Genomic DNA, 23,037 nt, shown 5'->3' with positions numbered 1-23,037 from the left:
CGCAAAGTTATTTGCCTTGGAAGGCTTCTTGTAATTTTTGGATATCGATTTTTTTCATTTGGAGCATTGCATTCATAGCCTGCTTGGCTTTTTCAGAATCATTGGCATTTATCATCTGGTTCATTCCCTCAGGAACAACTTGCCACGAAAGCCCGAATTTATCCTTCAGCCAGCCGCACTGTTCAGCTTTGGGGTCGCTGGAGAGCTTTTCCCAGAAATGGTCAATTTCTTTCTGGTTTTTGCATTCAACCAATAGTGAAATCGCTTCATTAAAGGTGAAATCAGCATGTTCCGGAGAACTGTCCATCGCCATAAAAACTTCCCCGTTATTGAGTTGAAACTGACTATGCATCACGCTGCCTTCCGGCTGATCTTCGTTTTTCCCATATCGTAATATTCCGGTGATGTCCGAATCATCAAATAGGGAAGTATAGAGATTGACGGCCTCCTCGGCTTGCCCTTCTTCACTAACAAACATCAGTGAGGGGATGATTTTTTGGTTGTGGACATCTTCCAGTTGTCCTAGTGAAATTTGCCAGGTCAATCCGTATTTATCCTTAACCCAACCGTATTTTTCGCTCCAGTCGTATTTTTTAAGGGGCATCATAGCTGACCCGCCCTCTGATAGTTTATGCCACAGCTCATCGACTTCAGTTTCCGTCTCACATGTTACGTAGAACGAAATAGCGGGGGTAAAATGGAAAAGCGGCCCGGCGTTAAGGGCGATTATTTTATAACCGGCAAGTTCAAAGTCTACAGTCATTAAAGAGCCTGCTTCCATGCCGTGGATATCTTGACCGGCTTCTGTATAATAGGTTCGTTCTTTTGTGCCCGAATTTTCTCCAAATATTGAAATATAAAATCCAGCAGCTTCTTCGGCTTGGTAGTCAAACCACAGATGAGGTATGATTTTTTGCGTACTCATAGGATTTTGGTTGAATTAGTGTTTGATGGTGTTCATTTTTTGATACTTGGTTTTTAGCTATTGGTTAATGGGTGGTTAATTTTTTTGCAGGCTATCCATTTTTACCAAGTACAGGTATTTTTCTCGCTGGTCATACATTGCCCATAAAAGGACAAGGAAGATTGCCACTGCTATTGGCAGACCGGAGGGAGCAACCGTAAGGTGAATCAAAATTATCCCAATCATGACGGGGAAAAGTACAATAGCTCCAAGGGTTCTGAATCGGGGGATAATAAATAGCATACCTCCGGCTATTTCGGCGATAGCCACAAGAGGCAGCAGCCAGCCGATTTCTGCCATAGCAGCGTTCATATTTACCACTTGCTCTGGTAAATCATCAGGTATGGGCATATAATGGAAGAATTTGTTCAGCCCGGCATTGATGAACATTAAACCTGCAAGCAGACTGACGATATTTTGAATAATGCTTTTCATGCTTAATTATGTGTTTTTAGTTATTACAGAATCAGAATCTTTTATAGGATTTTTATTCGTTCGTAATGGATTCAGTTTTAATTCTTGAGGTTCTGTTTTATTCAGATGAACCTGTGCTCCAGCTCGGTGCCCCGCTATCTCCATTGAGGAAAGGAAGGGCCGTTTTGGCCAATTGGGGTGCCATAAATATTTCGTAGTGCGTGAGGTTTGGCAGGATCGCCAACCGGTTTTGAGACATGTTCTCGCGTTGCCACCCGGCATCTTTCAAACCACCGCCTAATAGCTGATAGAACTCCACGATATGTTCTGGCCGGAACATATCGCTGTCGCCATAAACGAGCATGACCGGCATTTCGAGTTCCTTTATTTCTTCCGACCAGTTGAAGGGTTTTTGCATCAATTCCCCCATTCGGTCAAGCAGCGTAGGGAAATCTTCAGGATAGGGTGCTACTGCTTTGTATGTCTGATACATGGGCGTTTCTTTCATAGCTTCCGCCATTTCTGCTCCCACTTGTTTTTGTTGTGCTATTATTTCCGGATAGGTTGCTTCCGGATGAGCAAAACTGGCCGATACGGCTACTAACCGCCTTACGATTTCGGGATGTTGTATGGCCACACGCAGAGCTACACCGCCTCCCATAGAATAGCCCATCACATCTACTTTTTTGTAACCTAGCTCCTTTAGGATGGCAGCCATATCGTTGCCCATATCAATGTAGCTGATTTCACGGTCGCCCAATTCGGTTCGGCCGTGTCCGTGCAAATCAATCCCGATAACCTGCCGGTTTTCTGTAAAGGCAGGAAGGAGGGATTCAAGCATATCAATGGAACCCAGCCCGCCGTGTAAGAGGAGAAGTGGCTCACCTTCCCCATGGATTTCATAGTAATAGTTGATTCCGCCTGTTTCTACATACCCGCTTTTAGGCTGTGCGTGTAACACACTTGGAGAGCAGATTAGAAAAATCAACAGGAATAGTGAAATTGTAATTTGTGTGGTAGTTTTTTGAACACTCATAGTATTAGCTTTTTTATTTTTAGAAATCTTATGGTTCCAGCTTAGCCTGCTATTCTAATTCAGCCAGATATTGCTCCAGTCGATTTAGGGAGCTGTCCATGCCTTCAGCCATGCCCATCTCCACGATTTTGTCACGTTCCTCATTTGTATCGAAATCAACGGTGCTGATTTGGCGTGTTTTGCCATTTTGAGCTACAAATTCAACGGTAATGGTCATGTTCGGCATATTTTCCATTAGACTGCCGTCTGCATCGGTAAAGTGATCGCTATAAATGATCTTACCCGGCTTGTTGATTTGTTGATAGACTGCCATTCCCCAAGACTCATCGCCTTCGTTCGGTCCGCGCAGGCAGTATCGCCATTGGCCGCCTTCTCGGAAGTCCATCTCACATTCTTCCATAGGCCATTCTTTGGGACCCCACCAGTGTTTCAGGTGTGTACAGTTGCTCCAAACCTCGAACATCAATTCAGGCGTAGCGTCAAAGTCGCGGGTTAAAATGAGTTTCTGGTTTTCAAGCTTTTTCTCTGTTTTCATAATTTTTTCTATCCTTGTAGTTAATTATTGAATGGTTGGTAAATATTCATCCAGGCGTTCCATTTGGCTTTCATTGCCTTCAACTGCGCCCATTTCAATGACCTGTTTAAGTGTTGCTTCGGTATCAAAAAGAGTAGTACTTACCTGACGGGTTTTACCCTCGTGTTCAAAAAATTCAACAGTTATCAGCATTTCCGGCATGTCTTCATTGATGTTGCCCTGCTCATCTGAAAAATTATCTTTGTACTCAATTTTCCGAGGTTTGTCGATATTCTTATAGACGGCCAGTCCCCAGGATTCGTCTCCTTCATTGGGGCCGCGCAGACAAAAATGCCATTTACCTCCTTCCCGGAAATCCATCTCGCATTCGTGCATGGGCCATTCTTTCGGCCCCCACCAGTTTTTCAGGTGTTTACAGCTCGACCACACCTCAAACATCAGTTGGGGTGGGGCATCAAAAATGCGCTCCATAATTAGTTCACGTCCTTTGGTTTGTACATTTGTTTTATTGGTTGGCATCGTCGCCCTCCTTTGTTTGTATTTGTTTTAAATAATCCTCCAATCGGTCAAAGCTTGCCTCAAAAAATCTGCGGTATTGTTCCATCCATTCATCAATCGCTTTCAGCGGCTCCGGCTGAAGTTTGCAGGGGCGGTATTGTGCTTCCCGGCTGCGCTCAATCAGGTGTGCCTTTTCCAGTACCTTCAAGTGCTTGGTAATGGCAGGCATGGTCATATCAAATGGTTCCGCTAAATCTGAAACCGTTTTTTCGCCTGAGGTCAAACTGCCCAGTATAGCCCGGCGCGTAGGGTCGGCGAGTGCATGAAATGTAGAACTGAGTTGATCTGCTGACATAGATGATTATATTTAACTATATGGTTAATTAACTGATTAGTAAAATACATTAACGAAACCTTTATGTCAATATTTGCCATAAAAAATTATAATAAAGATTAAAGTGAGGGGATTAGTTATTCGTTAATCGTATTAGGGTTCTCGAATAACGATTAACGAAGCTCAACCACATATGAAGTCAATTCACTGATCTTTGGTTCGTTGAAGCCACTGAATTTATACACATCACAAAAGGCATACTGCTTGCCATCTTTTGATCTCATTATTCCATTTACGGCCGCATCTTTTCCATGGGTAATGATCTTATGGACATTGAGTTCATAGGGTTCATCTCCGGTCATACTTTCAAGAGCTTTTTGGAAAGCTTCTTTTCCTTCTACAGTGAAATCACCAACGGCAGTCCATTTAATAGTATCTGAAACTTGCCCGAGGATGAAATCTGTATCGTTTTGGGCAAAAGCTTGATTGAACTTCTCTAAGAATTCCTGATTTTTAGTTTTCATGGTAGTTTGGTCAGGATTTAATTTGATATTTAAGCATCATCACACCGCCGGGAAAAATCTGACTTTCCATAAATTCCAGATCCAGTTTTTGGTTAAGCGGGAACATCGGTTTACCACCCCCTAAAAGAACCGGCGGGATGTATAAGTGAATTTCATCCACCAATCCGTGCTCCATGAACGACGAAGCTAATGAAGCCCCGCCAACGATCATGTTTTTTCCGGTTAATTTTTTCCATTGTCTGATCTCATCCGGATTCACCGAGTTCCTGAGTTCGTACCCACTTTTTACCTGATCCATTGTGGTTGAGAATACTATCTTCTTTTGCTTCTGCCAAAGCCGGGCATATTCTTTCATGTAATCGAGATCCTGATCAGCGTCTTCCCAATACTGCATCACTTCATAGACTTTTCGTCCATATAAATGAGTATCCACTTCCAGTTCGCGGTCATTAAAATGGCGGTGCAGTTCTTCAGATGGAGTCGTCCAGTCTATTGTACCTTTTTGATCTTCGATGTATCCATCCAGGGATACGCTTTTAGTATAGATTATTTTTCTCATGTTGTGGTTTATATTTAAAGAAGTATTTCTAAGGAATGTCCGTAATTAGACAGGATTTCCCGAATTTCCTGTTCCTCTATCTTATCGGAAGTACGTTCAATCCGAAGTACCTTATCGCGATCTTCAAGGTCAAAACTGGGATCACTTCCGGGTAGCAAATCACGGATATCTTCTAGAATGTCCTGCGCCCGGGAAGACTCATTTACATTGGTTTTATACACTTTAACCATTTTTAAAGTCAACCTTTTGGCATTTTACTCATGTCCATATATAAAATACTCCACCGGTGACCATCCGGGTCAATGAAACCGGCTCCGTACATCCACCCATCTTTTTCGCCGGGTTCTCCATAAATGGTTCCGCCGGCTTCTTTTGCTTTTCGGGCTATTTCATCCACTTCTTCCGGGCTTTCCGCATCAAAGGAAAACAGGGTAGAGGTGCCGTTCCGGGGATCAGGGATTTCGTGATTGCTGAATTCTTTGAATTGCTCTTCCGTGAATAGCATCAGCCCGATCTCTTTTTCGCCCACTAAAAAAGCAGCCATCTGGTCATTTTCAGGGTGATTTGGATTGAGTTTGAATCCAATCTGTTTGTAAAATTCCCGCGAACGGGCCACATCTTTTACCGGCAGGTTAATCCATAATTCTTTTGTCATAGTATTATACCTTATTCTTTTATTGTTCTGATTACTGTTCACTCATAACTCATAGGCTTTTTCGCAAAAGCTTTTCTCAAAATGCTGATCTGTCCAATATGATAAGCCTGATGATGATTGATAAAGGCCCATAGTTTACCCTTCGATTCAGCTACTTTGTCAAAAGGAGCAAGAGGGGTTTTAGCAAGACTATCGGCGGTTAATTTTTCCAATTCCTTACGTGTAGGTTCATAAAGTATGTTCCATTCTTTCTTTATTTCCTCAATGGATGGGTAGGGGATATCATCTTTTGCTTCAGATTGTCCCATCACAGCAAAAAGATCGTTCCATTTTACTTCGGGACTAAACCAGGTCATTGATGTCAGCCCGTAGCGGGAGTTCAGCAGATGTCCTGCCAGGTATTTTACATGGTTCATGTTGCGGTCGCCATGAGGGCGCCGATTGGTTTCTTCATCTGTAAATCCATCTAATACATTATTGTATAATCGTTGGTGCAGATCGAATTGGAGAAGTAAAACGTCTTTCATGGATTGAATACTTTGAACTAATTTTGTTGCCTGCAAGAAACATACTGTCTGGTAATGAACTATGTCAGGGGTAATTACGCCATTCTTGAGGGTTGATTGCGACATCGGGTTTTAGTTAATTGTTAAATGTTATTGGCGAATAGCCAACAAGGAATAACGACTAATTAAGCAGACATGAAACACGTATCTATTTTAATACCCCGGGGACATACCAGTGTTGTAAACATTGGTGGTACCCATCAAATTCTTAATATGGTGAATGGAATGTTGGCGGATATGGGTAAAGATCCTGTATTTGATGTTCATCTTGTGGGGCTGGAAAAAGAAACCCGGCAGTCCCACGGTCTCTTTTCTGTAAGCCCGGATTGCCTGATGCAGGAAGTGAAAAAAACGGATATGATTATCATTCCGGCCATTCATGATGATTTTGAGAAAGCAAAACAGCAAAATCAGGAATTTATTCCCTGGATTGTTCACCAATATAAAAACGGGGCAGAAGTAGTGAGTTTATGTGTGGCGGCTTTTTTCTTGGCTTCCACCGGCCTGTTAGATGGGAAACAATGTGCTACTCATTGGATGCATGCCAATAATTTCCGGCGGTTATTTCCAGAGGTAAAACTGGTAGACGAGAAAATTATGACGGAAGAAGATGGCATTTATACCAGTGGAGGGGCCTATGCTTTTTTAAACTTGCTGCTTCATATAATTGAAAAAAATGCCGGTCGTGCAGTGTCAGTGATGGCTTCTAAAGCTTTTTCCATTGATATAGACCGAGACAGTCAATCTGCCTTTATTATTTTTAAAGGACAGAAGGATCACGGGGATAATAAAGTAGAAGAGGCTCAAAAATATATTGAGAATAATTATGAAGAAACTATCCGGGTAGATGATTTGGCTGATTATTTGGCTCTGAGCCGCAGAACACTCGAACGAAGATTTAAAAAAGCGACGGGTAATACTATCACCGAATACGTGCAACGGGTTAAAATAGAGGCCGCTAAAAAAGACCTGGAAACCACTCGTAAAAATGTAAATGAAGTGATGTACGAAGTGGGCTATTCCGATACCAAGTCTTTCCGTAACCTATTCCGGAAAATTACCGGCCTTACCCCTATCGAGTATCGCGACAAATACAACCGGGAAGCCATTGCGGTTTAAATTTCGGAGGTCGGACTTCCTTGTTCGATATTCCTTATCCTTGGGTAAGCAAAATCAAGCTGTCCGTTAATGCAGCAACGGAATGCGAGACTTCAGCAGGAATATCTATCTCGTCATGTTTTTTCATCCGTATGTCTTTTTTCTCTTGGTGATAGATTACTTCTCCCTCCAAAACCAGTAATTTCGTTGGATGATGGGCTTTATGATCTTCTAATTTCATTCCTTTGTTGAATCCAAAGAGCAAAACTTTAAAATGATCGCCAATATGATATGATTTGGCAACAGGCTTATCAGATGATTTAAGCTGTTCTTTAATGGCTTTGATGGTCATAAGTGTAAACTTTAGTTGTGATGCAGTTATATCCTACAAAAATGACCGGACTAATGCTAAAATGGTTCTTTACAGATGATTTTTATTGGTCATGTTTGGCAATAATCCAGACAGCATGAATAATGCCGGGGATGAATCCAAGTATGGTCAATAATATATTTAGCCAGAATGCCGGTTTAATTCCAATGGTCAAAAATACGCCAAGGGGAGGAAGAATGATTGCAAAGATAATTCGAAGTATGCTCATGATGTTCCGGGGTTAAATTTTATGTTCACGCAAATCTTTGTGAAGAGAGGCTTCCTTTAGTTTTCTGTTTTGTATAAGGTAGTCTAAATCTTGTTTATTATCATACATTAACTGTTTATGATAATAATTGATGTATTCTAAAACCCCGAAGCCATTTGCAAAAAGAGCCCATCCCCAAAAATTATCGCCGGTAATTTGTTTACTTGAAACAAACCATTGCAGTAATAATACGACCGGGATCAAGGCTATCATAATTCGATTTATTTTTTTGAAATTTTGAAACCGGGAAAGAACTGTTGACTGAAAAATATGTTCATCATTCAATGAGGAAAATTTTACCCACCAATAGTATGTTCCTTGAAACAGGATGAAGCACATTAACAACAGTCCATAGGAGAGGAAAAGTAAATCAGAGATTTTATAGGTCGCATTTAAAAAAAGCAGGATGCCGAAAAACATCACCGAGTTCATACCTTCCACTTGAAAGGTCCACTGCAGTTTTTTTAGAAGCTTTTTCTTTGTTGAACGTAATGGCATAATCTACGTACTTCGTCCAGGGACAAGTTCTTAATTCTTATAAATTATACCATCTTTCATTACAAAAGAAACAGACTCTAGCGCTGTGACATCATTAAGGGGGTTCGTATCGGTAGCTACGATATCGGCAAGTTTTCCGACCTCAATAGTACCAATCTGGTTCTCCATCCCTAAAACCGTTGCTCCTGTTATGGTCGCACTTTTGATAGCTTCCATTACGGGCATTCCTACTTCAGTCATATAGCGGAATTCTTTACCATTTAATCCATGCGGGAAAACGCCGGCATCCGTACCGAAAGCAATTTTTACTCCATGATTGTAAGCTTCGGCAAAAGTATTTTGAATTTTCGGCCCGATTTCAAGCGCCTTTGGAACCACCAAGTCTGGATAATATCCTTCAACTTTTGCTTTTTCAGCCACCCATTTACCCGCGCTAATAGTAGGTACGTAATAGGTGCCATTTTTAATCATCAAATCCATGACTTCTGTACTCATGTGAGTTCCATGCTCAATGGTGAGAACTCCTGCTTCAACGGCTCGTTTCATTCCTTCTTCGCCATGGGCATGAGCCGCAACGTGCATTCCATATTCATTGGCAGTTTGAACAATCGCATCTAGCTCGTCTTCAAAAAACTGAGGAGCATCTCCGGATTTTGCGACACTCAGTACCCCGCCTGTTGCTGTTATTTTGATGTGGTCTGATCCTTCTTTATAGCGTTGACGCACTCCCTGTCGTGCTTCCGCTACTCCGTTTACTACACCTTCCGTTGGCCCGGGATTGCCCATCAGATCATTTTTCCAGCCGTTGGTAGGGTCGGCATGTCCTCCGGTGGTTGCCAGTGATTTTCCAACAGTAATAACTCGCGGACCGTCCACATAGCCCTGATTAATGGCATTGCGAAGAGAAATATTAACTCCTGATCCTCCAAGTTCTCTAACCGTGGTAAATCCGGCCATTAGTGTCCTCTTTGCAAAGGCGGTGGAACGCATGGCAAAATCAGCCTCATTAAAGGTGAATTCTTCTAAATATTTTTGAGGATTGGTTTCGCTTTCCAGATGCACATGTAAATCAATGAGGCCGGGAAGTACAGTTTTGGATTTCAGATCAATGATCTGATCGTTATTGTTACCGGCTATGTATCCTTTTTCTACACCTGTTATTTTATTGTCTTCAATTAAGATGCTTACTTCAGTCCGGGCTTCATCGGAAACTCCATCAATTAAGGTGCCTGCGTGAATAATGGTTCGTTGGGCAAATCCTGAAGAAATAACCAAAAGTGACAAGATGACGGTGAGAAAAACTGCTCTGATTTTCATTGTATTATTACTGGGGTTGATGATTTTCGACAATATATGGAATTGAAGTTAAAGATCAGTATCAAATAGAAAGTTGAGATGAGGAAGGGTAAAATCTTTTTATTTAGAGATTCCTTTGGACCATTATTTGTTTTAGTTTTGAGCCCTGAAAAAATCTTTTAAGAAGACGTAAAGAATGACGGTTATATTATTTATTGTTGGGCTGGTGATCCTTATTGGGGGAGCTGAATTATTTTTGAGATCAGTAGATAAATTTGGAGCAGCATGGAGTGTCTCGCCTGTGGTGATGGGGCTTACCGTTGTGGCTTTTGCAACCGGGGCTCCGGAGCTGGCTATTAGCTTACAAGCGGCTGTGGAAGGAAAACCTGACCTGGTGCTCGGCAACATTCTTGGAAGCAATGTTGCGAATATTCTCTTGATTTTAGGAATTGCAGGGCTCGTCAGTCCTTTAAAAATTACGAACCGGATTATTAAAATTGATATCCCCGCAGTAATTGGAGCAAGCACTTTGCTCTTTGTATTAGCCGTAGACGGTGTACTTAGTCCACTTGATGGTGGTATTATTTTAGGGGCTTTAGTGTTGTACTCTGTATTTATGTACACTCAAATTCGAAAAGACCGGGCTCTTAACCGATTACAACAGCAGGCAAAGATTGATGTTGGAGAACCGGTTACTTCCTTATTTTATGGCAAATACATATTCTTTTTACTGGCTGGCCTGGTACTGATTGTATTGGGTTCAAGGTGGATGGTTGAAGCTGCAGTGGAGATTGCAGGGATATTAGGTATCTCCGAGCTTATTATTGGGCTTACAATTGTATCTATTGGAACATCCTTACCTGAGGTAGCTACTTCCCTTGCTGCAGTTCGAAAAGGAGATTCGGATACGGCTGTTGCAAATGTAATGGGAAGCAATTTGTATAACATTCTTTTAACGCTGGGACTTACGATCATAATTGCGCCCGGTGTCATTGACGTATCTGCGAGCGCCATTAAACTGGACCTTCCGATCATGTTGATAGTGGCCATCGCCTGTTTGCCTTTATTTTGGCCGGGGAAATTATTGGGAAGGATGGAAGCCGCCGGATTCCTTTTTTACTACTCGGTTTATATGGCTTATTTGGTTTTGATAGCCATCAATCATCCATTCAAGGAGCAACTGGAATGGGGTATGATATGGATTGTAATCCCCATTACAATAGTACTGATTGTCGTCAAGTTTGTGACTGATTTCAGAAAGGAAAAGCTGACTTAGGGCTTGCTTCCTTGATAATGCCGGGCATAATTTACTTCTAATATGTCGAGCCGTTCAAAATGAGTTTGGAGACGACCCCAGAAGCTAAACCAATCTTTTTGAGATATAGGTGACCATAATACTTCTGCTAAAGCAACTGCCCGGGGATAAGCCATATATTCCACTTTATCGCCTGAGTGCATGTATTCAGTCCACAGATTACCCTGGGCTCCCAGTATATATTTTGCTTCTTCTTCGTTAAGCTCTTCAGGAATCGGTTCGTAATGATAGACATCTTTTAAAGTGGTAAACCCTCCGATAGCCAATGGTTCGGTATCAGGATCTGCCTGGTAATGATCAAAATAATTTGAAGACCAAGGGGTCATGATTACATCGTGTTTCATCTGGGCAGCTTCAATACCTCCGGCTTCACCACGCCAACTCATAACAGTAGCCTGAGGAGCCAGCCCGCCTTGCAGGATTTCATCCCAGCCGATTATTTGCCGGCCATGGTTATTTAGAAATTTTTCAATTCGGGTAATAAAATAGCTTTGCAGCTCATGTTCATCTTTCAAGCCTTCCCGTTCAATTACCTGTTGAGCAAGCCTGCTTTCTTCCCATTGTTTCTTGGGAGCTTCGTCCCCGCCAATATGAATGTATTTACTTGGAAAAAGCTCCATCACCTCTGTCAATACATCTTCTAAAAATTCAAAAGTTTCCTCTTTTGGACAGTAAATATCTTCAAAGACGCCCCATGTTGACTGAACATGATATTCTTTTTCAAAACAACCGAATTCGGGGTAAGCAGCAAGTGCTGCACTGGAATGTCCCGGCATCTCTATTTCAGGAATGACAATGATATGTCGTTCTCCGGCATATCGAACGACTTCTTTAATTTCTTCCTGAGTATAAAAACCACCGTGCCGTACATTATCATATTCATCTGTACCGTAATGACCAATAAGGGTTGAATCCCGCCAGGCACCGATCTCAGTCAGCTTCGGATATTTCTTGATCTCAATACGCCACCCCTGATCTTCCGTGAGATGCCAATGAAACCGGTTCATCTTGTGCATTGCCAACAGGTCGATGTATTTCTTGATGAACTCCACCGGGAAAAAATGGCGGGCTACATCCAGATGCAGGCCACGGTATTCAAACCTCGGATAATCCGTAATTTCAACAGCCGGGGTCTCCCATTTTTGATTGTTTGATGCCAGTGACGGTTTATTATGTTCAATGGATACAGGGAAGAGTTGCCGTAGGGTTTGTACCCCGTAAAATAGCCCGGTCGAAGCAGGAGCTGAAATAGTAATAGTTGAGGGAGTTACGGTCAGTTTATACGCTTCGCTATTTTTAAATTTTGCATTTTGATCGATCACTAAAAAAATCCCGGAATCAGGTTTTGAGCTTTCTAAATGAATAGAGTGATCCATCCAGGTAGCTGAATAGAGCAGGTCGTTAAGGTAGTTGCCAAGAAACCTGAGCTCTTCACTTTCCTCAGAAATATAAATTTGTGTGCGATCATTCAGTTCAAAAACGCCTTCCCCCTGAACAATAGAAACGGGTTTTGGAATAATGTTTTGAGCCTCTACCGTTCCTGATAAAATTAAGGTCAGGATCAAAAACAAAGGAGAATAGAAATTGTAAAAATGATTTTTGCGGCTCATATCTGCATATTTTTGTTTATACAATACTCAAATACTGTATGTCTGATTTCGTAGATTTGTCAGCGAAATAATAACCAAATTTTTGAAAGAAGATGAAGTTAAAGTTAAAAGGGGTTGTAATACTATTCAGTTTGGGGTTCATATTGGCTGCGTGTGGAGGTGAAGAGCCAAGAACTTCCGGTGAAATTTTAGATAATGTCCAAACTTTTACGGCTGATCAGATTTTTGCTTTCGATCACGTTGATACCGTTTACTTTTCGCATTTGGGTTATCAAAGTGAAGTACTGGAAAATGGAAATATTGTAATTCCTGACCGGGAGATACCAAGCTTGGTGGTTATTGACGAACTAGGAAAACTGAAGAAGAGAATAGGGGAAGGGCGTGGTCCCGGCGAAGTTTTAGATGCCTACCGGTTTACAAAAGATATAAACGGACATATCTACACTTATGACCAAGATAATGAAAAGCTAATCATCTATGACGAAAATTTGGATTTGATTCGGGAGATTATCCCGCCAAATTATGAAGCTACTACTATTTTAAAAGCGTATCCAACCGGAGATGAGAATCAGCTTTTGTTTGAATTAACATCTTTCGAATACCTGCGGGGTGAAACCAAAGATCGCGAAAATATTCTCATCCAATACGATATTGAATCTGAAGCATATGGCGAAGAAATGACTTTGGAAGCACAGCCTTATGCCCGTTTATATATTGATGGCCGGCCGGCTGGGGCAACATTGGTTCCCTATAGCTATGGAAATATCACGGCTTATAATCCTGAGGACCAAACTCTTTTTGTGTTTGACACAGCTACCGATCTGATTGCTGAAATTAGTGCTTCGTTTGATACAGTCCGCACTATTCCGGTAAATTTCCCGACTGAAGAAATTTCTGCTGCAGAAAGAGATTCAATGGAGGCAGAATATAATGATGCCAGGTGGGATGTTTTGAAAGATGTACTTCCGGAAATAAAAGCCCCGGTTCAAGAAATGATCTATCAAAATGGTGAATTTTGGATGGAATCGAATATTGAAGGGGATACTGAAATGTGGCTGGTTTTGAATATGGAAGGACAGATCACGAAAGTGGTACATCTCCCCAAAGAAAGTTTGCTTATGCATGTATCCGACGAACACTTGGGCGTTCGGCTGGATGATGTGACGTTTGCCCTTTTCGAAAACCCTACACCGGAATCTTCTGAGGATGAAGAAGTTACTTTTTAGCCTGCTCTTCCTTTTCCTTTAAAACATAATTCACATATAGAAATTCAAGCCCCGCGGCTTCATAATCTTTCCAGTTTCGGATTAGTTTCTGAAATCGATCTTCGGAGGTGTTGTGGGGATCTTCTCCGTAACTCCAGATGATCCAGCGGCGCAATCCTTTTTCCTCCCCGCTTTTTTTGTTGGATGGGAATACAGCATCGGTTCGTCCGCGCATCATCATTAAATCTTGCCCTGAGGTTGGCCCAATCCCTCTTATACTGGTGATTTCATCATAAAATTCCTTTGGACCGCAAGTCATTAAATGATTCATGTCCACATTTCCGGCTACGATGTCGTTGGCCAGTCCTACCAAGTATTGCCCTTTTCGCAGAGTGGGACCTAATTTACGAATGTTGGCCGGATCTGCTTTCATAAGCTGATGGGGGCGGGGCCAGGCCGGCAGTGATTTTTTACCCAGCATTAATGCGGCTCCATAGGCTTCGCGGATTTTAAACATCATTTTTTTGGCGGTCGGCTTATGGTTCATCTGCATTTGAACAATTCGGTACAGGATATCTTCAAACAAATTGGCCCGGGTCATTCTTTTCAAGCCATACAGATCGGTAAGTTTATCGCCCAAAACAGGATCGTCTTTTGCCTGATCATACAGCGGACGAATATCCATGTCAGTCCCCAAAATTTTAGCCAGGCTTTTGTTGGCTTCCGAAATTTCGTTTTTGGATAACGTTTCGGCTGATTCTATATGAAATTCAGGGTTTTCAGGGTCGCCATTGAAAAAAATGGTAACAATCACATCCGTATCTCCAATAGGAATGGGACGGGTAAACCCTTCTTCAAACACTTTCTCAGGTTCATGTTCATGGTCGAAGTAGGATTCAATATCAAGGCAAAGAAACCAGTCGTGCGGAGGGATAGATTTTAGGGTCCAGGAACTCATAAATATTAATTTTTTAAGTTATTCTTCAGGAACTCGCTGCAGCATATGTTCCAGGAACCGGGCAGGTAATTCAAAAGGTCTGGCGGTGGGAACAGGAGGAAAGCGGGGAACTGCTTCAACCTGTGGACGCTGAGGTCGCCGGTCAGGATTCCATGTGAAGCCATCTAATCTTCGGTCTTTTAATCCCGCAAATTCTTCAAAGAAAAAACCATCATTCTTGCCTGCTACAACACGGTTCAGGTCTCCATTCTTGAAATACATAACGGTCTGAGGGGAGGAATACTCTACGGCACCGTCCGGTTCATCTTGTTCATTTTTTGTGTGATACAGAACCTGGCTATTTGGATAAATTTTGATTCGGGAGATATCACCTTTGGTGAAATCGGCAATCAGCGTATCTCCTTTGATTTGATGAAGCCGGCCGGTGACACTGTCTTCCTGAACAGCGATGGTTTTATGGTATGCCTTCAGTTGCCGAACCTGATTGCTATCCATTTGAACAGAAATATAAGGCCCGGCAAGTTGAATATTATTGTGCCATGCTATAGGATTTGAAATAAGCTCAAATACTTCAGAGGAAGAATCATACAAGAGAGTATCAGATACGGATGAAAAATTGTTTGACCATACCCGAACGTTACCATAAGAACGGACGAGATCCGTAGTATCTTGATCAAGCATCAACAATTGATCTGAATTTATATGGGTTGTATCAGTTGTATCTGCACTGATTTGGCGAAGATAGGAATTGCCATCTACATACCGTCTTCCGGAAGAATCGGCTTCGAGGTAATCTCCGGTAAGAATCCCGTTATTGGTACTATCGGCTACAAAAATATTACTGTATAACTGCAGATATTCTGTTTCACGATTTATAAAAAGACTGTCTCCCTCGGCATACTGAGCCGAATCAGCTATTTGAACATTACCTCGAAAAATGGCGCTGTCCTGATTTTGGAAATACGTACCTCGTTGTGCGATAAGGGTGCCGTCTTCATCTTCCAGGCGGATTCCTTCTTCAAAAAAGGCAACTTTGGTAAGGAAATTGTAGTCTACTTTTTCACCGAAAAGCGTAGTGTTATCCTGTTGAATGATGACTCGTCCCCGGAGCAGGCTCAGTTCCTCATTGGTATAATAATAGAGGGTGTCACTCCAGATGATTTCATCGGATGTGTCGATTTGAATATTCCCAAATGCCCTGATTTCATTTCGATTCAAATAATGCCAGGCACTGTCGCAAACCATTACCACATTACCGGTTTTTAGTCGTGCTTCATACAATTTACGTATGGGCTCGCCATCCTTCGTAACATTTTGAACCTCTCTGGCCCGTTCAATCTGGACCACATTTTGAGCAAAAGTGGTGGCAGGTATCACCAAAAAAACAGTGAAAATGAATACAAGAAAAAGTATTGGGTGTAAATATTTCAATTTATTACGGTTTCTCCGGTTACTTCCCTTAAAGTATAATTGCTGAGGTTGGTTTCTCCCTCAAAGCCAATGGCGCTGACACTATCAGTAGGGGTTACAATGATTAGAAATTCCGGCGTGGAGACCCGGTCCTGTGTACGGTCCCATTTCAAATATTGGGATCGCAGCCGTTTATCTTCCGGAGCCTGGACAAAAACATTCCCAAAGAGTTCAAAAATGGACTCATCAGGCTTATAAACAGCACTGTCTGAGTCAACAAAGGTATCAGCTTGTCCCTCTTCATTGAAAATTTCGATATAAACCGGACCGCTGATTCTTGTAATGTTTTGTTGTTCAGTTTTTATAGAAGCAGCGTAACGGCCTTTGAGTTTGAGCTTGAGTTGACCCTCTTCCATAATCTCCATGTTCACACCCCAGCTTTCTGTCAGGGTTAACAGTGAATCACTTAATGCCTTTTCAACCTGTTTGTTTTCGTATTCTGAAAGTTCTCCGCAACTTGAGATAAATGCGATCACTAAAACACAAAAAAGAAGGGACCTAAAGCGTGCCAAAATAACGGTCTCCCGCATCGCCGAGACCCGGTACGATAAATGCGTTTTCGTCAAGTTTTTCATCAATAGCGGCTGTGATTATTGGAACGTCAGGATGATCCTTCTGAAGCCGGTCAATCCCTTCCGGAGCACAAATTAATGAAACAAAACGGATATTGTCGGCTCCGTTTTGTTTTAAAAAATTGATTGCATGAGATCCGCTGCCTCCGGTGGCCAGCATGGGGTCAACAACAAGTGTGTAAGCCCCTTTAAGTCCTCCAGGGAAGTTATGGTAGTAATTTACAGGCTCATGCGTTTTTTCATCACGGTAAACGCCTATATGCCCTACTTTAGCATCCGGCATAAAGCTGATGATGCCATCTACAAGGCTAAGTCCCGCCCGTAAAATAGGGATAACAAAAACTTCAACCCCCGGCTTATAGCCGGTAGTTTTTTGAATAGGAGTTTCTACTTCACGTTCTTTTAATGGAAGATCAGTAAGTGCCTGATAGGCAAGAATAGTACCGATGCTTCCCATCGCCCGGCGAAATGCGGCTGTTTCTGTTGTTTTATCCCGCAAAATCGTGAGATAACGTTTTACCACCGGGTGATCTATTTCAGTAACGTATTTCATGGATGATTAATTTTCACCTTCCAGTTCTTCCATTTTATTGAAATATTTTTTACTTGCTACAACCACTGAACCTGAGAGGGCAAATAAAGCAATAATGTTCGGGAAGGTCATCAACCCAAGCGCAATATCTCCAATAGCCCAGACGGTTGCGAGCGGGAAAATAGCACCCAGAAAGTGCATACCAAGATATACCACTTTATAGTAGATAATAGATTTATCACCTGCCAAATACTGGATGGAGCGGTCACCATAGTAGCTCCAGCTTATCGCCGTTGATACTCCAAATAAAAGTACACAAATAGTAACCAGGTGTTTTCCATAGGGGAAGATAGGGGCCAGTCCTTTCTCGAAAGCAAGTGATGTTAGCGGGGCCCCATTCTCTATGATACTGGTATAAACGGTGGCCACTACGTTACCTTCGTCATCGGTAAAAGTGCCTGTTGCTGTATTTAAAGTACCGGAAAATACTTCGTTTTGTTCTTCATCTACGTAAAAGACTCCGGTCTCAAAATCGTTACGGGTTACTTCACCATTAACCGGTATACCGTCCTCAATAATCAATGTATTACTGTTGTCCGTTACTACTACTGCATTGTCTCGGTTTCCAGGATCAAATACCATGTCGTGTCGCTCTTCCCAAACACCGGTGGCAACAATAACCAGTCCGGTCATGGTACATACCACAATGGTATCGATAAATGGTTCCAGTAGGGCTACAACCCCCTCACGTACTGGTTCTTCTGTTTTGGCAGCACCGTGAGCAATAGGAGCTGAACCTTGTCCAGCTTCATTCGAGAATAATCCACGCTTAATACCCCAGACCAAGGTAGTGAGGAATAATCCGGAACCAACTCCAAATAATCCAGCTTCAGGGGTAAAGGCGGAGGTAAAAATAGTTCCAAAAGCAGGGATAACCGCACCTGCATTCAGTGCTAGAATAATAAGGGCACCTAACACATAAATCAGTGCCATCAGAGGCATTAGACGGGCAGTTACCTGGCCAATTCTTTTAATACCGCCAACAATTACAACCCCAACAAAAGTTGCTGTTACGATTCCCGAAACCCAGCTGGGGATCTGGAAGGTACTGTACATGGTATCAGCCACCGTATTTGCCTGAACAGCATTACCTGTGAGGAATGAACAGATAACAGCCATTGCGGCAAAAAACACAGCCAGCCATTTCCAGTTTGGTCCTAATCCCCTTTCTATATAATACATGGGGCCGCCTGAAACGGATCCATCTTCATTTTTTATTCTGTATTGAACAGCCAGGGTACATTCGGTGTACTTGATGGCCATCCCGAAAAAAGCGGTTACCCACATCCAGAAAAGTGCACCGGGGCCTCCATAATGAATGGCAATAGCTACACCAGCAATATTACCAATACCTACTGTAGCTGAGAGTGCGGTAGTTAAAGCCTGAAAGTGATTCACATCACCGGTATCGTCAGGATTGTCGTAAATACCCATAACGGATTTTACTCCGTGGGCGAAACGTCTGACTTGTACAAATCCGAGGCGAAGGGTGATGAAGATTCCGAATCCTAACAGAACCACTACCATTAGTGGGAATTGTTCGGGGGTCGACCAAACCAGATTATTCATCCAGTTGACAGCTTGTTCAAATACTTCCATGAAATAAATTTATTGGTTAAGGATATTAGTAAGAGGGCAGGGAGAAAGTAAAAAACATTTGGGAATATTAAAGGATAACATTTGTTGAATATTAAATATGGAATATTCGCCGGGGAATAATAAAGTAATTTTAAAGAAATCAAGGTTTATAAGGTATTAAAGGACAGTTTAACGGCTTTGAGTTTAAGCTCAAATCATCCTGACATCATAATACCACCAAATCACTGTGTAAAATTATTAGCAAAATTTGTGAACGATTTCTTAGTAGCTTTGTTTTCATTGTAGTATTTTGAACCCCATATTAATATAGAATCAACCTTTTAGATCATGACTAAAGCAGACATTGTTGATATTATTTCGTCATCTGTAGGTTTAACTAAAGTGGAAACCGAGGCAGTCGTAAACGGATTCATGGAAACGGTAATTGATGCCATGAAACGCGGAGAAAATATCGAATTACGAGGATTTGGCAGTTTTAAAGTTGTAAAGAGAGCACAAAGAGTGGCCCGAAATCCAAAAACAAATGAAGAAGTTATAGTACCTGAACAATACGCTCCGGTATTAAAAATGTCGAAAGATTTTAAAGAGGCAGTGAACGAAGCACACATGATTGAAAATTGATTTAGAAAACCTGTCAAAACTTCTTATTTTTACAATCGTTCGAACAACAGTAATTTTTATAAAACACAGTTAGGTGAGTATTTATGCCGAGTGGTAAAAAAAGAAAGCGCGCCAAAATTGCAAAGCACAAGCGTAAAAAACGTCTGAGAAAAAACAGACATAAGAAGAAAAAGTAAGATTTTTTCATTTTTATATTTTAGTAAGGCTCCAATTCGGAGCCTTTTTTATTATATCCCTGTCGCAGAAAATGTAAAATGGATTCCTGAACAGGTTGGTTTTTAAATCTAGTTTCGTAGCTTTGAGTGTTTCTAACTCAATTTTTTAGCCTTGTCCTTGAAATGAAAATCGCACTTATCCAACAACCTTGTTCCGTAGATAAAGCTCAAAATTTAGCTCGTGGATTAAAATCTGCAAGAGAAGCTGCCAAAGCCGGCGCCAATATTCTTTGCTTTGCAGAATTAGGTTTTGAGCCCTTCTATCCACAGCATCAAAATCCTGAGGCTCCGTCTAAGTATGCTGAAACGATCCCGGGGCCAATCACTGATGCATTTGCTGAAATAGCCAAAGAACATGGAGTGGTGATTATTCTGAATTTGTATGAAAAAGACGGTGATTCGCTTTACGATAGCTCACCTGTTATCCATAGCGACGGCACTATTTTAGGCACTACGCGGATGGTACACATTACGGATTACGCATGTTTCTACGAACAAGATTACTATACCCCCGGAGATCAGGGGGCACCAGTTTATAAAACACCTTTCGGTAAAATAGGCGTGGCAATTTGCTATGACCGTCACTATCCGGAATACATGCGTGCCCTGGCAATAGCAGGAGCTGAAATCGTATTTATTCCCCAAGCTGGCTCTGTGGGCGAATGGCCGGATGGATTATATGAAGCCGAAGTACGAACGGCTGCTTTTCAAAACGGATACTTTACTGCTTTATGTAATCGTGTAGGAGAAGAGCCGAAGTTAACTTTTGCAGGTGAATCATTTGTATGTAATCCCTCAGGAGAAGTAATTGCCAAAGCGGGAACAGGAACAGAAGAAATTTTATATTGTGATGTAAACCTTTCGGAAGTACAAGAATCTCATGCAAAAAAACTATTTTTAAGAGACCGTCGCCCTGAATTATATAGTGATTGGTTGAAATAAAAAATATTCAATCAATTAATGATGCGATTCAAATTCCGATATCTATCACCGGATATTGATTATTGAATATTCCCTTTGGCTCATTATCTTCCTTCGAAAACAAGCACGTAAAAAACAATATGTCTGAGATCCTGAAAGAAGTTCAGCTTCGCACAAAAGGTATTTTGCCGGTCCAAAAACTTAAGCTCCTTCATGAGCTGGGAATTATTAATTCTGATTCGGACTACCCCATTGAAGAAGATCAATTTCAACCAAATTCTATTGATTTAAGGCTGGGTAAAGTGGCCTATCGTGTACGATGCAGTTTTCTGCCCGAAAATGATACGGTTGAAGAAAAAGTCGGGAAACTTAAGATGTATGAAGTTCCGATTACAGAAGGTGCCGTATTGGAACAAAATTGTGTGTACATCATACCTTTGCTGGAATCATTAAGTATGCCGGAGTCAAACAATTCTGTTCAAAAAGGATTGTTTAACGGAAGTGAAGAGAAAAGTGATGTAAAGCTCGGAACCATTGAAACCCTTTCAGCTAAAGCTAATCCAAAAAGTTCTACCGGCCGCCTGGATGTTTTTACAAGGGTGATTACCGACTATTCGCACCGATTTGAAGAAATCACGCCGGGCTATAAGGGTGGGTTGTATTTAGAAGTAGTACCAAAGTCATTTTCCATTAAAGTGAAAACAGGACAACGATTAAATCAGCTCAGGGTTCGTCATGGGTTTGAGGTGCTTTCAGATCAGGATTTATTGCGGGTTCATGGTTCCGATCCGCTTTTATTCAATGAAAACCGAAAACCGGTTTCTATGGAGAAAATAAAGGTGAAACAGGGATTATTTATGAGTGTTCACCTTAAAGGAAAAAAAGGAGAGATCATAGGCTACAAAGCCAAAAAACATAACAATTACATAGATCTTGCCAATATTGGCCATTATGAAATAGATGAATTTTGGGAACCCATTTATGCTCAACAAAATGATCAGTTAATCCTGGAACCGGAGGCTTTTTATATTTTTGCCTCGAAAGAGCGTATTCGGGTGCCGGCTCACCTGGCCTGCGAAATGATGGCTTATGATACCGGCTCAGGAGAGCTTAGAACCCACTATGCAGGATTTTTTGATAGCGGTTTTGGCGGTACTATTGAAGATAAGGGAGCCCGCGCCGTGCTGGAGGTACGCTCTCACGACGTGCCATTTATGATTGAGGATGGACAAACCATGTTTAGTATGCAGTTTGAACCCAATGCGGAACGCCCGGATTTTGTTTATGGTGATGAAATTGAAAGTAATTACCAGGGACAGGATCTCAAACTCGGTAAACATTTCAAACAGCCATGAGCCGATTTTTAGTCAGCAAATGCATTTGCCACTCCCGTGAATTTTCCGAAATAAAGGAATATGCCAAAGAAAATAATTTTAGTAGTGTAGAAGAACTTCAGGCTCAAGACTTTTGTGGTTGTGGGTGTGGTTTATGCATTCCCTATATCGATTTAATGTTAGAGACGGGAGAAACAGCATTTGAGCCTGGTGCTTATTACAAGAAAAAATCCACTAAAGGCATGCCTTCGGAAGATCGTTGAGTAAGGGCCATTGAATTTTAAATTCCGGAAATAAATATGAGTATTAAGAATGGATAATGTTTTTTTTACCGAACCGGGAAATATCTATGGAAATCAGCTTGAACTGGAGGGCCAGGAAGCACGCCATGCTGCTAAAGTTCTAAGGTTTAATATTGGAGACCAGCTTTTTGCTTCGGATGGGAAAGGAAACAGGTACCGGACAAAGGTTACTTCTATTTCCAAAAACTCTGTGCTGGCAGATATAGAAGAAACAACTTCACATCCTGAATCCCGGGTAAAAAAAGTTTTGGCATTTGGGGCAATCAAGAAAAGAGATCGGTTAGAGTTTGCTGTTGAAAAAGCCGTGGAGCTGGATGCTTGGGAAATCTGTGTGTTTGATGCGGATCACTCAGAACGCTCCAGGGTTAATGAAGAGCGACTAAGATCTATAGTGTTGAGTGCATTCAAACAGAGCAAGCGTTATTGGCTTCCTAAAGTTGTTTATAAAGATTCTTTGGATGAAGTTTTCAAGGATTACCAAGGTTTTAATCCGGTTATGGCACATATGGAAGTTGAAGAAAACCGTGCCGATAAGTTGAATGAGGGGAACAACTTGTTGCTTGTAGGCCCGGAAGGAGGATTTTCAGATCGTGAGATAGAACTTGCTAAAGAAAACGGAACAGCGTTTATTTCTTTAGGAAAATACAGACTCCGAGCCGAGACTGCAGTTACTGCAATTTTATCACAGTTTCTTTTTACAAGATAGAA

At 41.7% G+C, this 23,037-nt stretch carries 29 protein-coding genes; 8 read left to right on the top strand and 21 right to left on the bottom strand.

Translation table 11 applies throughout. The features are described 5' to 3' along the window. Positions 1–7: 7 nt before the first annotated feature. The 11 genes from HUJ22_RS06490 to HUJ22_RS06440 all read right to left on the bottom strand — a co-directional run bounded on the left by HUJ22_RS06490 (position 8) and on the right by HUJ22_RS06440 (position 6,151). Positions 8–925: a VOC family protein gene (locus HUJ22_RS06490; protein ID WP_290875426.1), complete on the bottom strand. Its 918-nt coding sequence runs from the start codon at positions 923–925 to the stop codon at positions 8–10. A gap of 75 nt (positions 926–1,000) precedes the next feature. Further along, positions 1,001–1,399, bottom strand: a complete 399-nt coding sequence (locus HUJ22_RS06485) for a DoxX family protein (protein WP_290875424.1) — start codon at positions 1,397–1,399, stop codon at positions 1,001–1,003. A 97-nt stretch (positions 1,400–1,496) separates the two neighbouring features. After that, complete coding sequence (locus tag HUJ22_RS06480) at positions 1,497–2,414, bottom strand: alpha/beta hydrolase (protein ID WP_290875422.1); 918 nt, start codon at positions 2,412–2,414, stop codon at positions 1,497–1,499. Positions 2,415–2,463: 49 nt separating this feature from the next. After that, a complete protein-coding gene (locus HUJ22_RS06475) occupies positions 2,464–2,949 on the bottom strand; it encodes an SRPBCC domain-containing protein (RefSeq protein WP_290875420.1) in 486 nt (161 codons plus the stop codon). Between the two features lie 24 nt (positions 2,950–2,973). After that, the gene (locus HUJ22_RS06470) at positions 2,974–3,468 is read right to left on the bottom strand and encodes an SRPBCC domain-containing protein (RefSeq protein WP_290875418.1); all 495 of its coding nucleotides are present in this window, start codon (positions 3,466–3,468) and stop codon (positions 2,974–2,976) included. Beyond that, positions 3,455–3,802 carry a metalloregulator ArsR/SmtB family transcription factor gene (locus HUJ22_RS06465; protein WP_290875416.1) on the bottom strand — a complete coding sequence of 116 codons (348 nt, stop codon included), beginning with the start codon at positions 3,800–3,802 and terminating at the stop codon, positions 3,455–3,457. Before HUJ22_RS06465 ends, HUJ22_RS06470 begins: the two co-directional genes overlap by 14 nt. A gap of 152 nt (positions 3,803–3,954) precedes the next feature. After that, a complete protein-coding gene (locus HUJ22_RS06460) occupies positions 3,955–4,305 on the bottom strand; it encodes a nuclear transport factor 2 family protein (protein WP_290875414.1) in 351 nt (116 codons plus the stop codon). A gap of 10 nt (positions 4,306–4,315) precedes the next feature. After that, the gene (locus HUJ22_RS06455) at positions 4,316–4,864 is read right to left on the bottom strand and encodes a dihydrofolate reductase family protein (RefSeq protein ID WP_290875412.1); all 549 of its coding nucleotides are present in this window, start codon (positions 4,862–4,864) and stop codon (positions 4,316–4,318) included. Positions 4,865–4,878: 14 nt separating this feature from the next. After that, complete coding sequence (locus tag HUJ22_RS06450; protein ID WP_290875410.1) at positions 4,879–5,094, bottom strand: hypothetical protein; 216 nt, start codon at positions 5,092–5,094, stop codon at positions 4,879–4,881. An 8-nt stretch (positions 5,095–5,102) separates the two neighbouring features. Then, positions 5,103–5,519, bottom strand: a complete 417-nt coding sequence (locus HUJ22_RS06445; protein WP_290875408.1) for a VOC family protein — start codon at positions 5,517–5,519, stop codon at positions 5,103–5,105. A gap of 38 nt (positions 5,520–5,557) precedes the next feature. Then, positions 5,558–6,151, bottom strand: coding sequence for a DinB family protein (locus HUJ22_RS06440; RefSeq protein ID WP_290875407.1), 594 nt, complete (start codon positions 6,149–6,151; stop codon positions 5,558–5,560). A 69-nt stretch (positions 6,152–6,220) separates the two neighbouring features. Between HUJ22_RS06440 and HUJ22_RS06435 the strand changes: the two genes are divergently transcribed. After that, positions 6,221–7,204, top strand: a complete 984-nt coding sequence (locus tag HUJ22_RS06435; protein ID WP_290875405.1) for a helix-turn-helix domain-containing protein — start codon at positions 6,221–6,223, stop codon at positions 7,202–7,204. 34 nt (positions 7,205–7,238) lie between these two features. Here HUJ22_RS06435 and HUJ22_RS06430 read toward each other — a convergent pair whose 3' ends face one another. The 4 genes from HUJ22_RS06430 to HUJ22_RS06415 form a co-directional block, all read right to left on the bottom strand. Then, a complete protein-coding gene (locus tag HUJ22_RS06430; protein WP_290875403.1) occupies positions 7,239–7,535 on the bottom strand; it encodes a hypothetical protein in 297 nt (98 codons plus the stop codon). A gap of 82 nt (positions 7,536–7,617) precedes the next feature. Continuing rightward, positions 7,618–7,782, bottom strand: coding sequence for a YqaE/Pmp3 family membrane protein (locus tag HUJ22_RS06425; protein WP_290875401.1), 165 nt, complete (start codon positions 7,780–7,782; stop codon positions 7,618–7,620). Positions 7,783–7,794: 12 nt separating this feature from the next. Beyond that, positions 7,795–8,319 carry a hypothetical protein gene (locus HUJ22_RS06420; protein ID WP_290875399.1) on the bottom strand — a complete coding sequence of 175 codons (525 nt, stop codon included), beginning with the start codon at positions 8,317–8,319 and terminating at the stop codon, positions 7,795–7,797. A gap of 30 nt (positions 8,320–8,349) precedes the next feature. Continuing rightward, positions 8,350–9,636 carry an amidohydrolase family protein gene (locus HUJ22_RS06415; RefSeq protein WP_290875397.1) on the bottom strand — a complete coding sequence of 429 codons (1,287 nt, stop codon included), beginning with the start codon at positions 9,634–9,636 and terminating at the stop codon, positions 8,350–8,352. A gap of 175 nt (positions 9,637–9,811) precedes the next feature. On the opposite strand from HUJ22_RS06415, the gene HUJ22_RS06410 reads away from it, so the two are divergent. Beyond that, a complete protein-coding gene (locus HUJ22_RS06410) occupies positions 9,812–10,891 on the top strand; it encodes a calcium/sodium antiporter (protein WP_290875395.1) in 1,080 nt (359 codons plus the stop codon). Here HUJ22_RS06410 and HUJ22_RS06405 read toward each other — a convergent pair. Beyond that, a complete protein-coding gene (locus HUJ22_RS06405; RefSeq protein ID WP_290875393.1) occupies positions 10,888–12,540 on the bottom strand; it encodes a beta-N-acetylhexosaminidase in 1,653 nt (550 codons plus the stop codon). The genes HUJ22_RS06410 and HUJ22_RS06405 overlap by 4 nt on opposite strands. A 92-nt stretch (positions 12,541–12,632) precedes the next feature. Here HUJ22_RS06405 and HUJ22_RS06400 point away from each other — a divergent pair, with 92 nt between their 5' ends. Then, positions 12,633–13,766: a 6-bladed beta-propeller gene (locus HUJ22_RS06400; protein ID WP_290875391.1), complete on the top strand. Its 1,134-nt coding sequence runs from the start codon at positions 12,633–12,635 to the stop codon at positions 13,764–13,766. On the opposite strand, the gene HUJ22_RS06395 is transcribed toward HUJ22_RS06400, so the two are convergent. The 5 genes from HUJ22_RS06395 to HUJ22_RS06375 are packed head-to-tail and all read right to left on the bottom strand — an operon-like array spanning position 13,756 to position 18,936. Beyond that, the gene (locus tag HUJ22_RS06395; protein WP_290875390.1) at positions 13,756–14,703 is read right to left on the bottom strand and encodes a hypothetical protein; all 948 of its coding nucleotides are present in this window, start codon (positions 14,701–14,703) and stop codon (positions 13,756–13,758) included. The two genes, HUJ22_RS06400 and HUJ22_RS06395, sit on opposite strands and share 11 nt — an antisense overlap. An 18-nt stretch (positions 14,704–14,721) precedes the next feature. Further along, the gene (locus HUJ22_RS06390; protein ID WP_290875388.1) at positions 14,722–16,134 is read right to left on the bottom strand and encodes an OstA-like protein; all 1,413 of its coding nucleotides are present in this window, start codon (positions 16,132–16,134) and stop codon (positions 14,722–14,724) included. Beyond that, positions 16,131–16,685: an LPS export ABC transporter periplasmic protein LptC gene (gene lptC / locus HUJ22_RS06385; RefSeq protein WP_290875386.1), complete on the bottom strand. Its 555-nt coding sequence runs from the start codon at positions 16,683–16,685 to the stop codon at positions 16,131–16,133. The genes HUJ22_RS06390 and lptC overlap by 4 nt, the downstream gene beginning before the upstream one ends. Then, complete coding sequence (upp, locus tag HUJ22_RS06380) at positions 16,672–17,298, bottom strand: uracil phosphoribosyltransferase (protein ID WP_290875384.1); 627 nt, start codon at positions 17,296–17,298, stop codon at positions 16,672–16,674. The genes lptC and upp overlap by 14 nt, the downstream gene beginning before the upstream one ends. 6 nt (positions 17,299–17,304) lie before the next feature. After that, a complete protein-coding gene (locus tag HUJ22_RS06375) occupies positions 17,305–18,936 on the bottom strand; it encodes a sodium:alanine symporter family protein (protein ID WP_290875382.1) in 1,632 nt (543 codons plus the stop codon). A 327-nt stretch (positions 18,937–19,263) separates the two neighbouring features. Here HUJ22_RS06375 and HUJ22_RS06370 point away from each other — a divergent pair, with 327 nt between their 5' ends. The 5 genes from HUJ22_RS06370 to HUJ22_RS06350 all read left to right on the top strand — a co-directional run bounded on the left by HUJ22_RS06370 (position 19,264) and on the right by HUJ22_RS06350 (position 23,035). Continuing rightward, positions 19,264–19,557 carry an HU family DNA-binding protein gene (locus HUJ22_RS06370; RefSeq protein WP_290875380.1) on the top strand — a complete coding sequence of 98 codons (294 nt, stop codon included), beginning with the start codon at positions 19,264–19,266 and terminating at the stop codon, positions 19,555–19,557. Between the two features lie 338 nt (positions 19,558–19,895). After that, a complete protein-coding gene (locus tag HUJ22_RS06365; RefSeq protein ID WP_290875378.1) occupies positions 19,896–20,714 on the top strand; it encodes a nitrilase-related carbon-nitrogen hydrolase in 819 nt (272 codons plus the stop codon). A 119-nt stretch (positions 20,715–20,833) separates the two neighbouring features. Further along, positions 20,834–22,048: a 2'-deoxycytidine 5'-triphosphate deaminase gene (locus tag HUJ22_RS06360; protein ID WP_290875376.1), complete on the top strand. Its 1,215-nt coding sequence runs from the start codon at positions 20,834–20,836 to the stop codon at positions 22,046–22,048. Beyond that, positions 22,045–22,290 carry a hypothetical protein gene (locus HUJ22_RS06355; RefSeq protein WP_290875374.1) on the top strand — a complete coding sequence of 82 codons (246 nt, stop codon included), beginning with the start codon at positions 22,045–22,047 and terminating at the stop codon, positions 22,288–22,290. The genes HUJ22_RS06360 and HUJ22_RS06355 overlap by 4 nt, the downstream gene beginning before the upstream one ends. A gap of 49 nt (positions 22,291–22,339) precedes the next feature. Further along, positions 22,340–23,035 (top strand): RsmE family RNA methyltransferase, encoded by a 696-nt coding sequence (locus HUJ22_RS06350; protein ID WP_290875372.1) that lies wholly within the window; start codon positions 22,340–22,342, stop codon positions 23,033–23,035. Positions 23,036–23,037: the final 2 nt, after the last annotated feature.

It is taken from the genome of Gracilimonas sp., assembly GCF_014762685.1.
Taxonomy (GTDB): domain Bacteria; phylum Bacteroidota; class Rhodothermia; order Balneolales; family Balneolaceae; genus Gracilimonas.
Note: the sequence above shows the minus strand (reverse complement) of the source record. Positions and strands in the feature narration are given on the sequence as shown.

Coding starts and splice junctions, on each gene's coding strand:
- HUJ22_RS06490 (WP_290875426.1), bottom strand. CDS start 925: ATGAGTACGCAAAAAATCATACCTCATCTGTGGTTTGACTACCAAGCC.
- HUJ22_RS06485 (WP_290875424.1), bottom strand. CDS start 1,399: ATGAAAAGCATTATTCAAAATATCGTCAGTCTGCTTGCAGGTTTAATG.
- HUJ22_RS06480 (WP_290875422.1), bottom strand. CDS start 2,414: ATGAGTGTTCAAAAAACTACCACACAAATTACAATTTCACTATTCCTG.
- HUJ22_RS06475 (WP_290875420.1), bottom strand. CDS start 2,949: ATGAAAACAGAGAAAAAGCTTGAAAACCAGAAACTCATTTTAACCCGC.
- HUJ22_RS06470 (WP_290875418.1), bottom strand. CDS start 3,468: ATGCCAACCAATAAAACAAATGTACAAACCAAAGGACGTGAACTAATT.
- HUJ22_RS06465 (WP_290875416.1), bottom strand. CDS start 3,802: ATGTCAGCAGATCAACTCAGTTCTACATTTCATGCACTCGCCGACCCT.
- HUJ22_RS06460 (WP_290875414.1), bottom strand. CDS start 4,305: ATGAAAACTAAAAATCAGGAATTCTTAGAGAAGTTCAATCAAGCTTTT.
- HUJ22_RS06455 (WP_290875412.1), bottom strand. CDS start 4,864: ATGAGAAAAATAATCTATACTAAAAGCGTATCCCTGGATGGATACATC.
- HUJ22_RS06450 (WP_290875410.1), bottom strand. CDS start 5,094: ATGGTTAAAGTGTATAAAACCAATGTAAATGAGTCTTCCCGGGCGCAG.
- HUJ22_RS06445 (WP_290875408.1), bottom strand. CDS start 5,519: ATGACAAAAGAATTATGGATTAACCTGCCGGTAAAAGATGTGGCCCGT.
- HUJ22_RS06440 (WP_290875407.1), bottom strand. CDS start 6,151: ATGTCGCAATCAACCCTCAAGAATGGCGTAATTACCCCTGACATAGTT.
- HUJ22_RS06435 (WP_290875405.1), top strand. CDS start 6,221: ATGAAACACGTATCTATTTTAATACCCCGGGGACATACCAGTGTTGTA.
- HUJ22_RS06430 (WP_290875403.1), bottom strand. CDS start 7,535: ATGACCATCAAAGCCATTAAAGAACAGCTTAAATCATCTGATAAGCCT.
- HUJ22_RS06425 (WP_290875401.1), bottom strand. CDS start 7,782: ATGAGCATACTTCGAATTATCTTTGCAATCATTCTTCCTCCCCTTGGC.
- HUJ22_RS06420 (WP_290875399.1), bottom strand. CDS start 8,319: ATGCCATTACGTTCAACAAAGAAAAAGCTTCTAAAAAAACTGCAGTGG.
- HUJ22_RS06415 (WP_290875397.1), bottom strand. CDS start 9,636: ATGAAAATCAGAGCAGTTTTTCTCACCGTCATCTTGTCACTTTTGGTT.
- HUJ22_RS06410 (WP_290875395.1), top strand. CDS start 9,812: ATGACGGTTATATTATTTATTGTTGGGCTGGTGATCCTTATTGGGGGA.
- HUJ22_RS06405 (WP_290875393.1), bottom strand. CDS start 12,540: ATGAGCCGCAAAAATCATTTTTACAATTTCTATTCTCCTTTGTTTTTG.
- HUJ22_RS06400 (WP_290875391.1), top strand. CDS start 12,633: ATGAAGTTAAAGTTAAAAGGGGTTGTAATACTATTCAGTTTGGGGTTC.
- HUJ22_RS06395 (WP_290875390.1), bottom strand. CDS start 14,703: ATGAGTTCCTGGACCCTAAAATCTATCCCTCCGCACGACTGGTTTCTT.
- upp (WP_290875384.1), bottom strand. CDS start 17,298: ATGAAATACGTTACTGAAATAGATCACCCGGTGGTAAAACGTTATCTC.
- HUJ22_RS06375 (WP_290875382.1), bottom strand. CDS start 18,936: ATGGAAGTATTTGAACAAGCTGTCAACTGGATGAATAATCTGGTTTGG.
- HUJ22_RS06370 (WP_290875380.1), top strand. CDS start 19,264: ATGACTAAAGCAGACATTGTTGATATTATTTCGTCATCTGTAGGTTTA.
- HUJ22_RS06365 (WP_290875378.1), top strand. CDS start 19,896: ATGAAAATCGCACTTATCCAACAACCTTGTTCCGTAGATAAAGCTCAA.
- HUJ22_RS06360 (WP_290875376.1), top strand. CDS start 20,834: ATGTCTGAGATCCTGAAAGAAGTTCAGCTTCGCACAAAAGGTATTTTG.
- HUJ22_RS06355 (WP_290875374.1), top strand. CDS start 22,045: ATGAGCCGATTTTTAGTCAGCAAATGCATTTGCCACTCCCGTGAATTT.
- HUJ22_RS06350 (WP_290875372.1), top strand. CDS start 22,340: ATGGATAATGTTTTTTTTACCGAACCGGGAAATATCTATGGAAATCAG.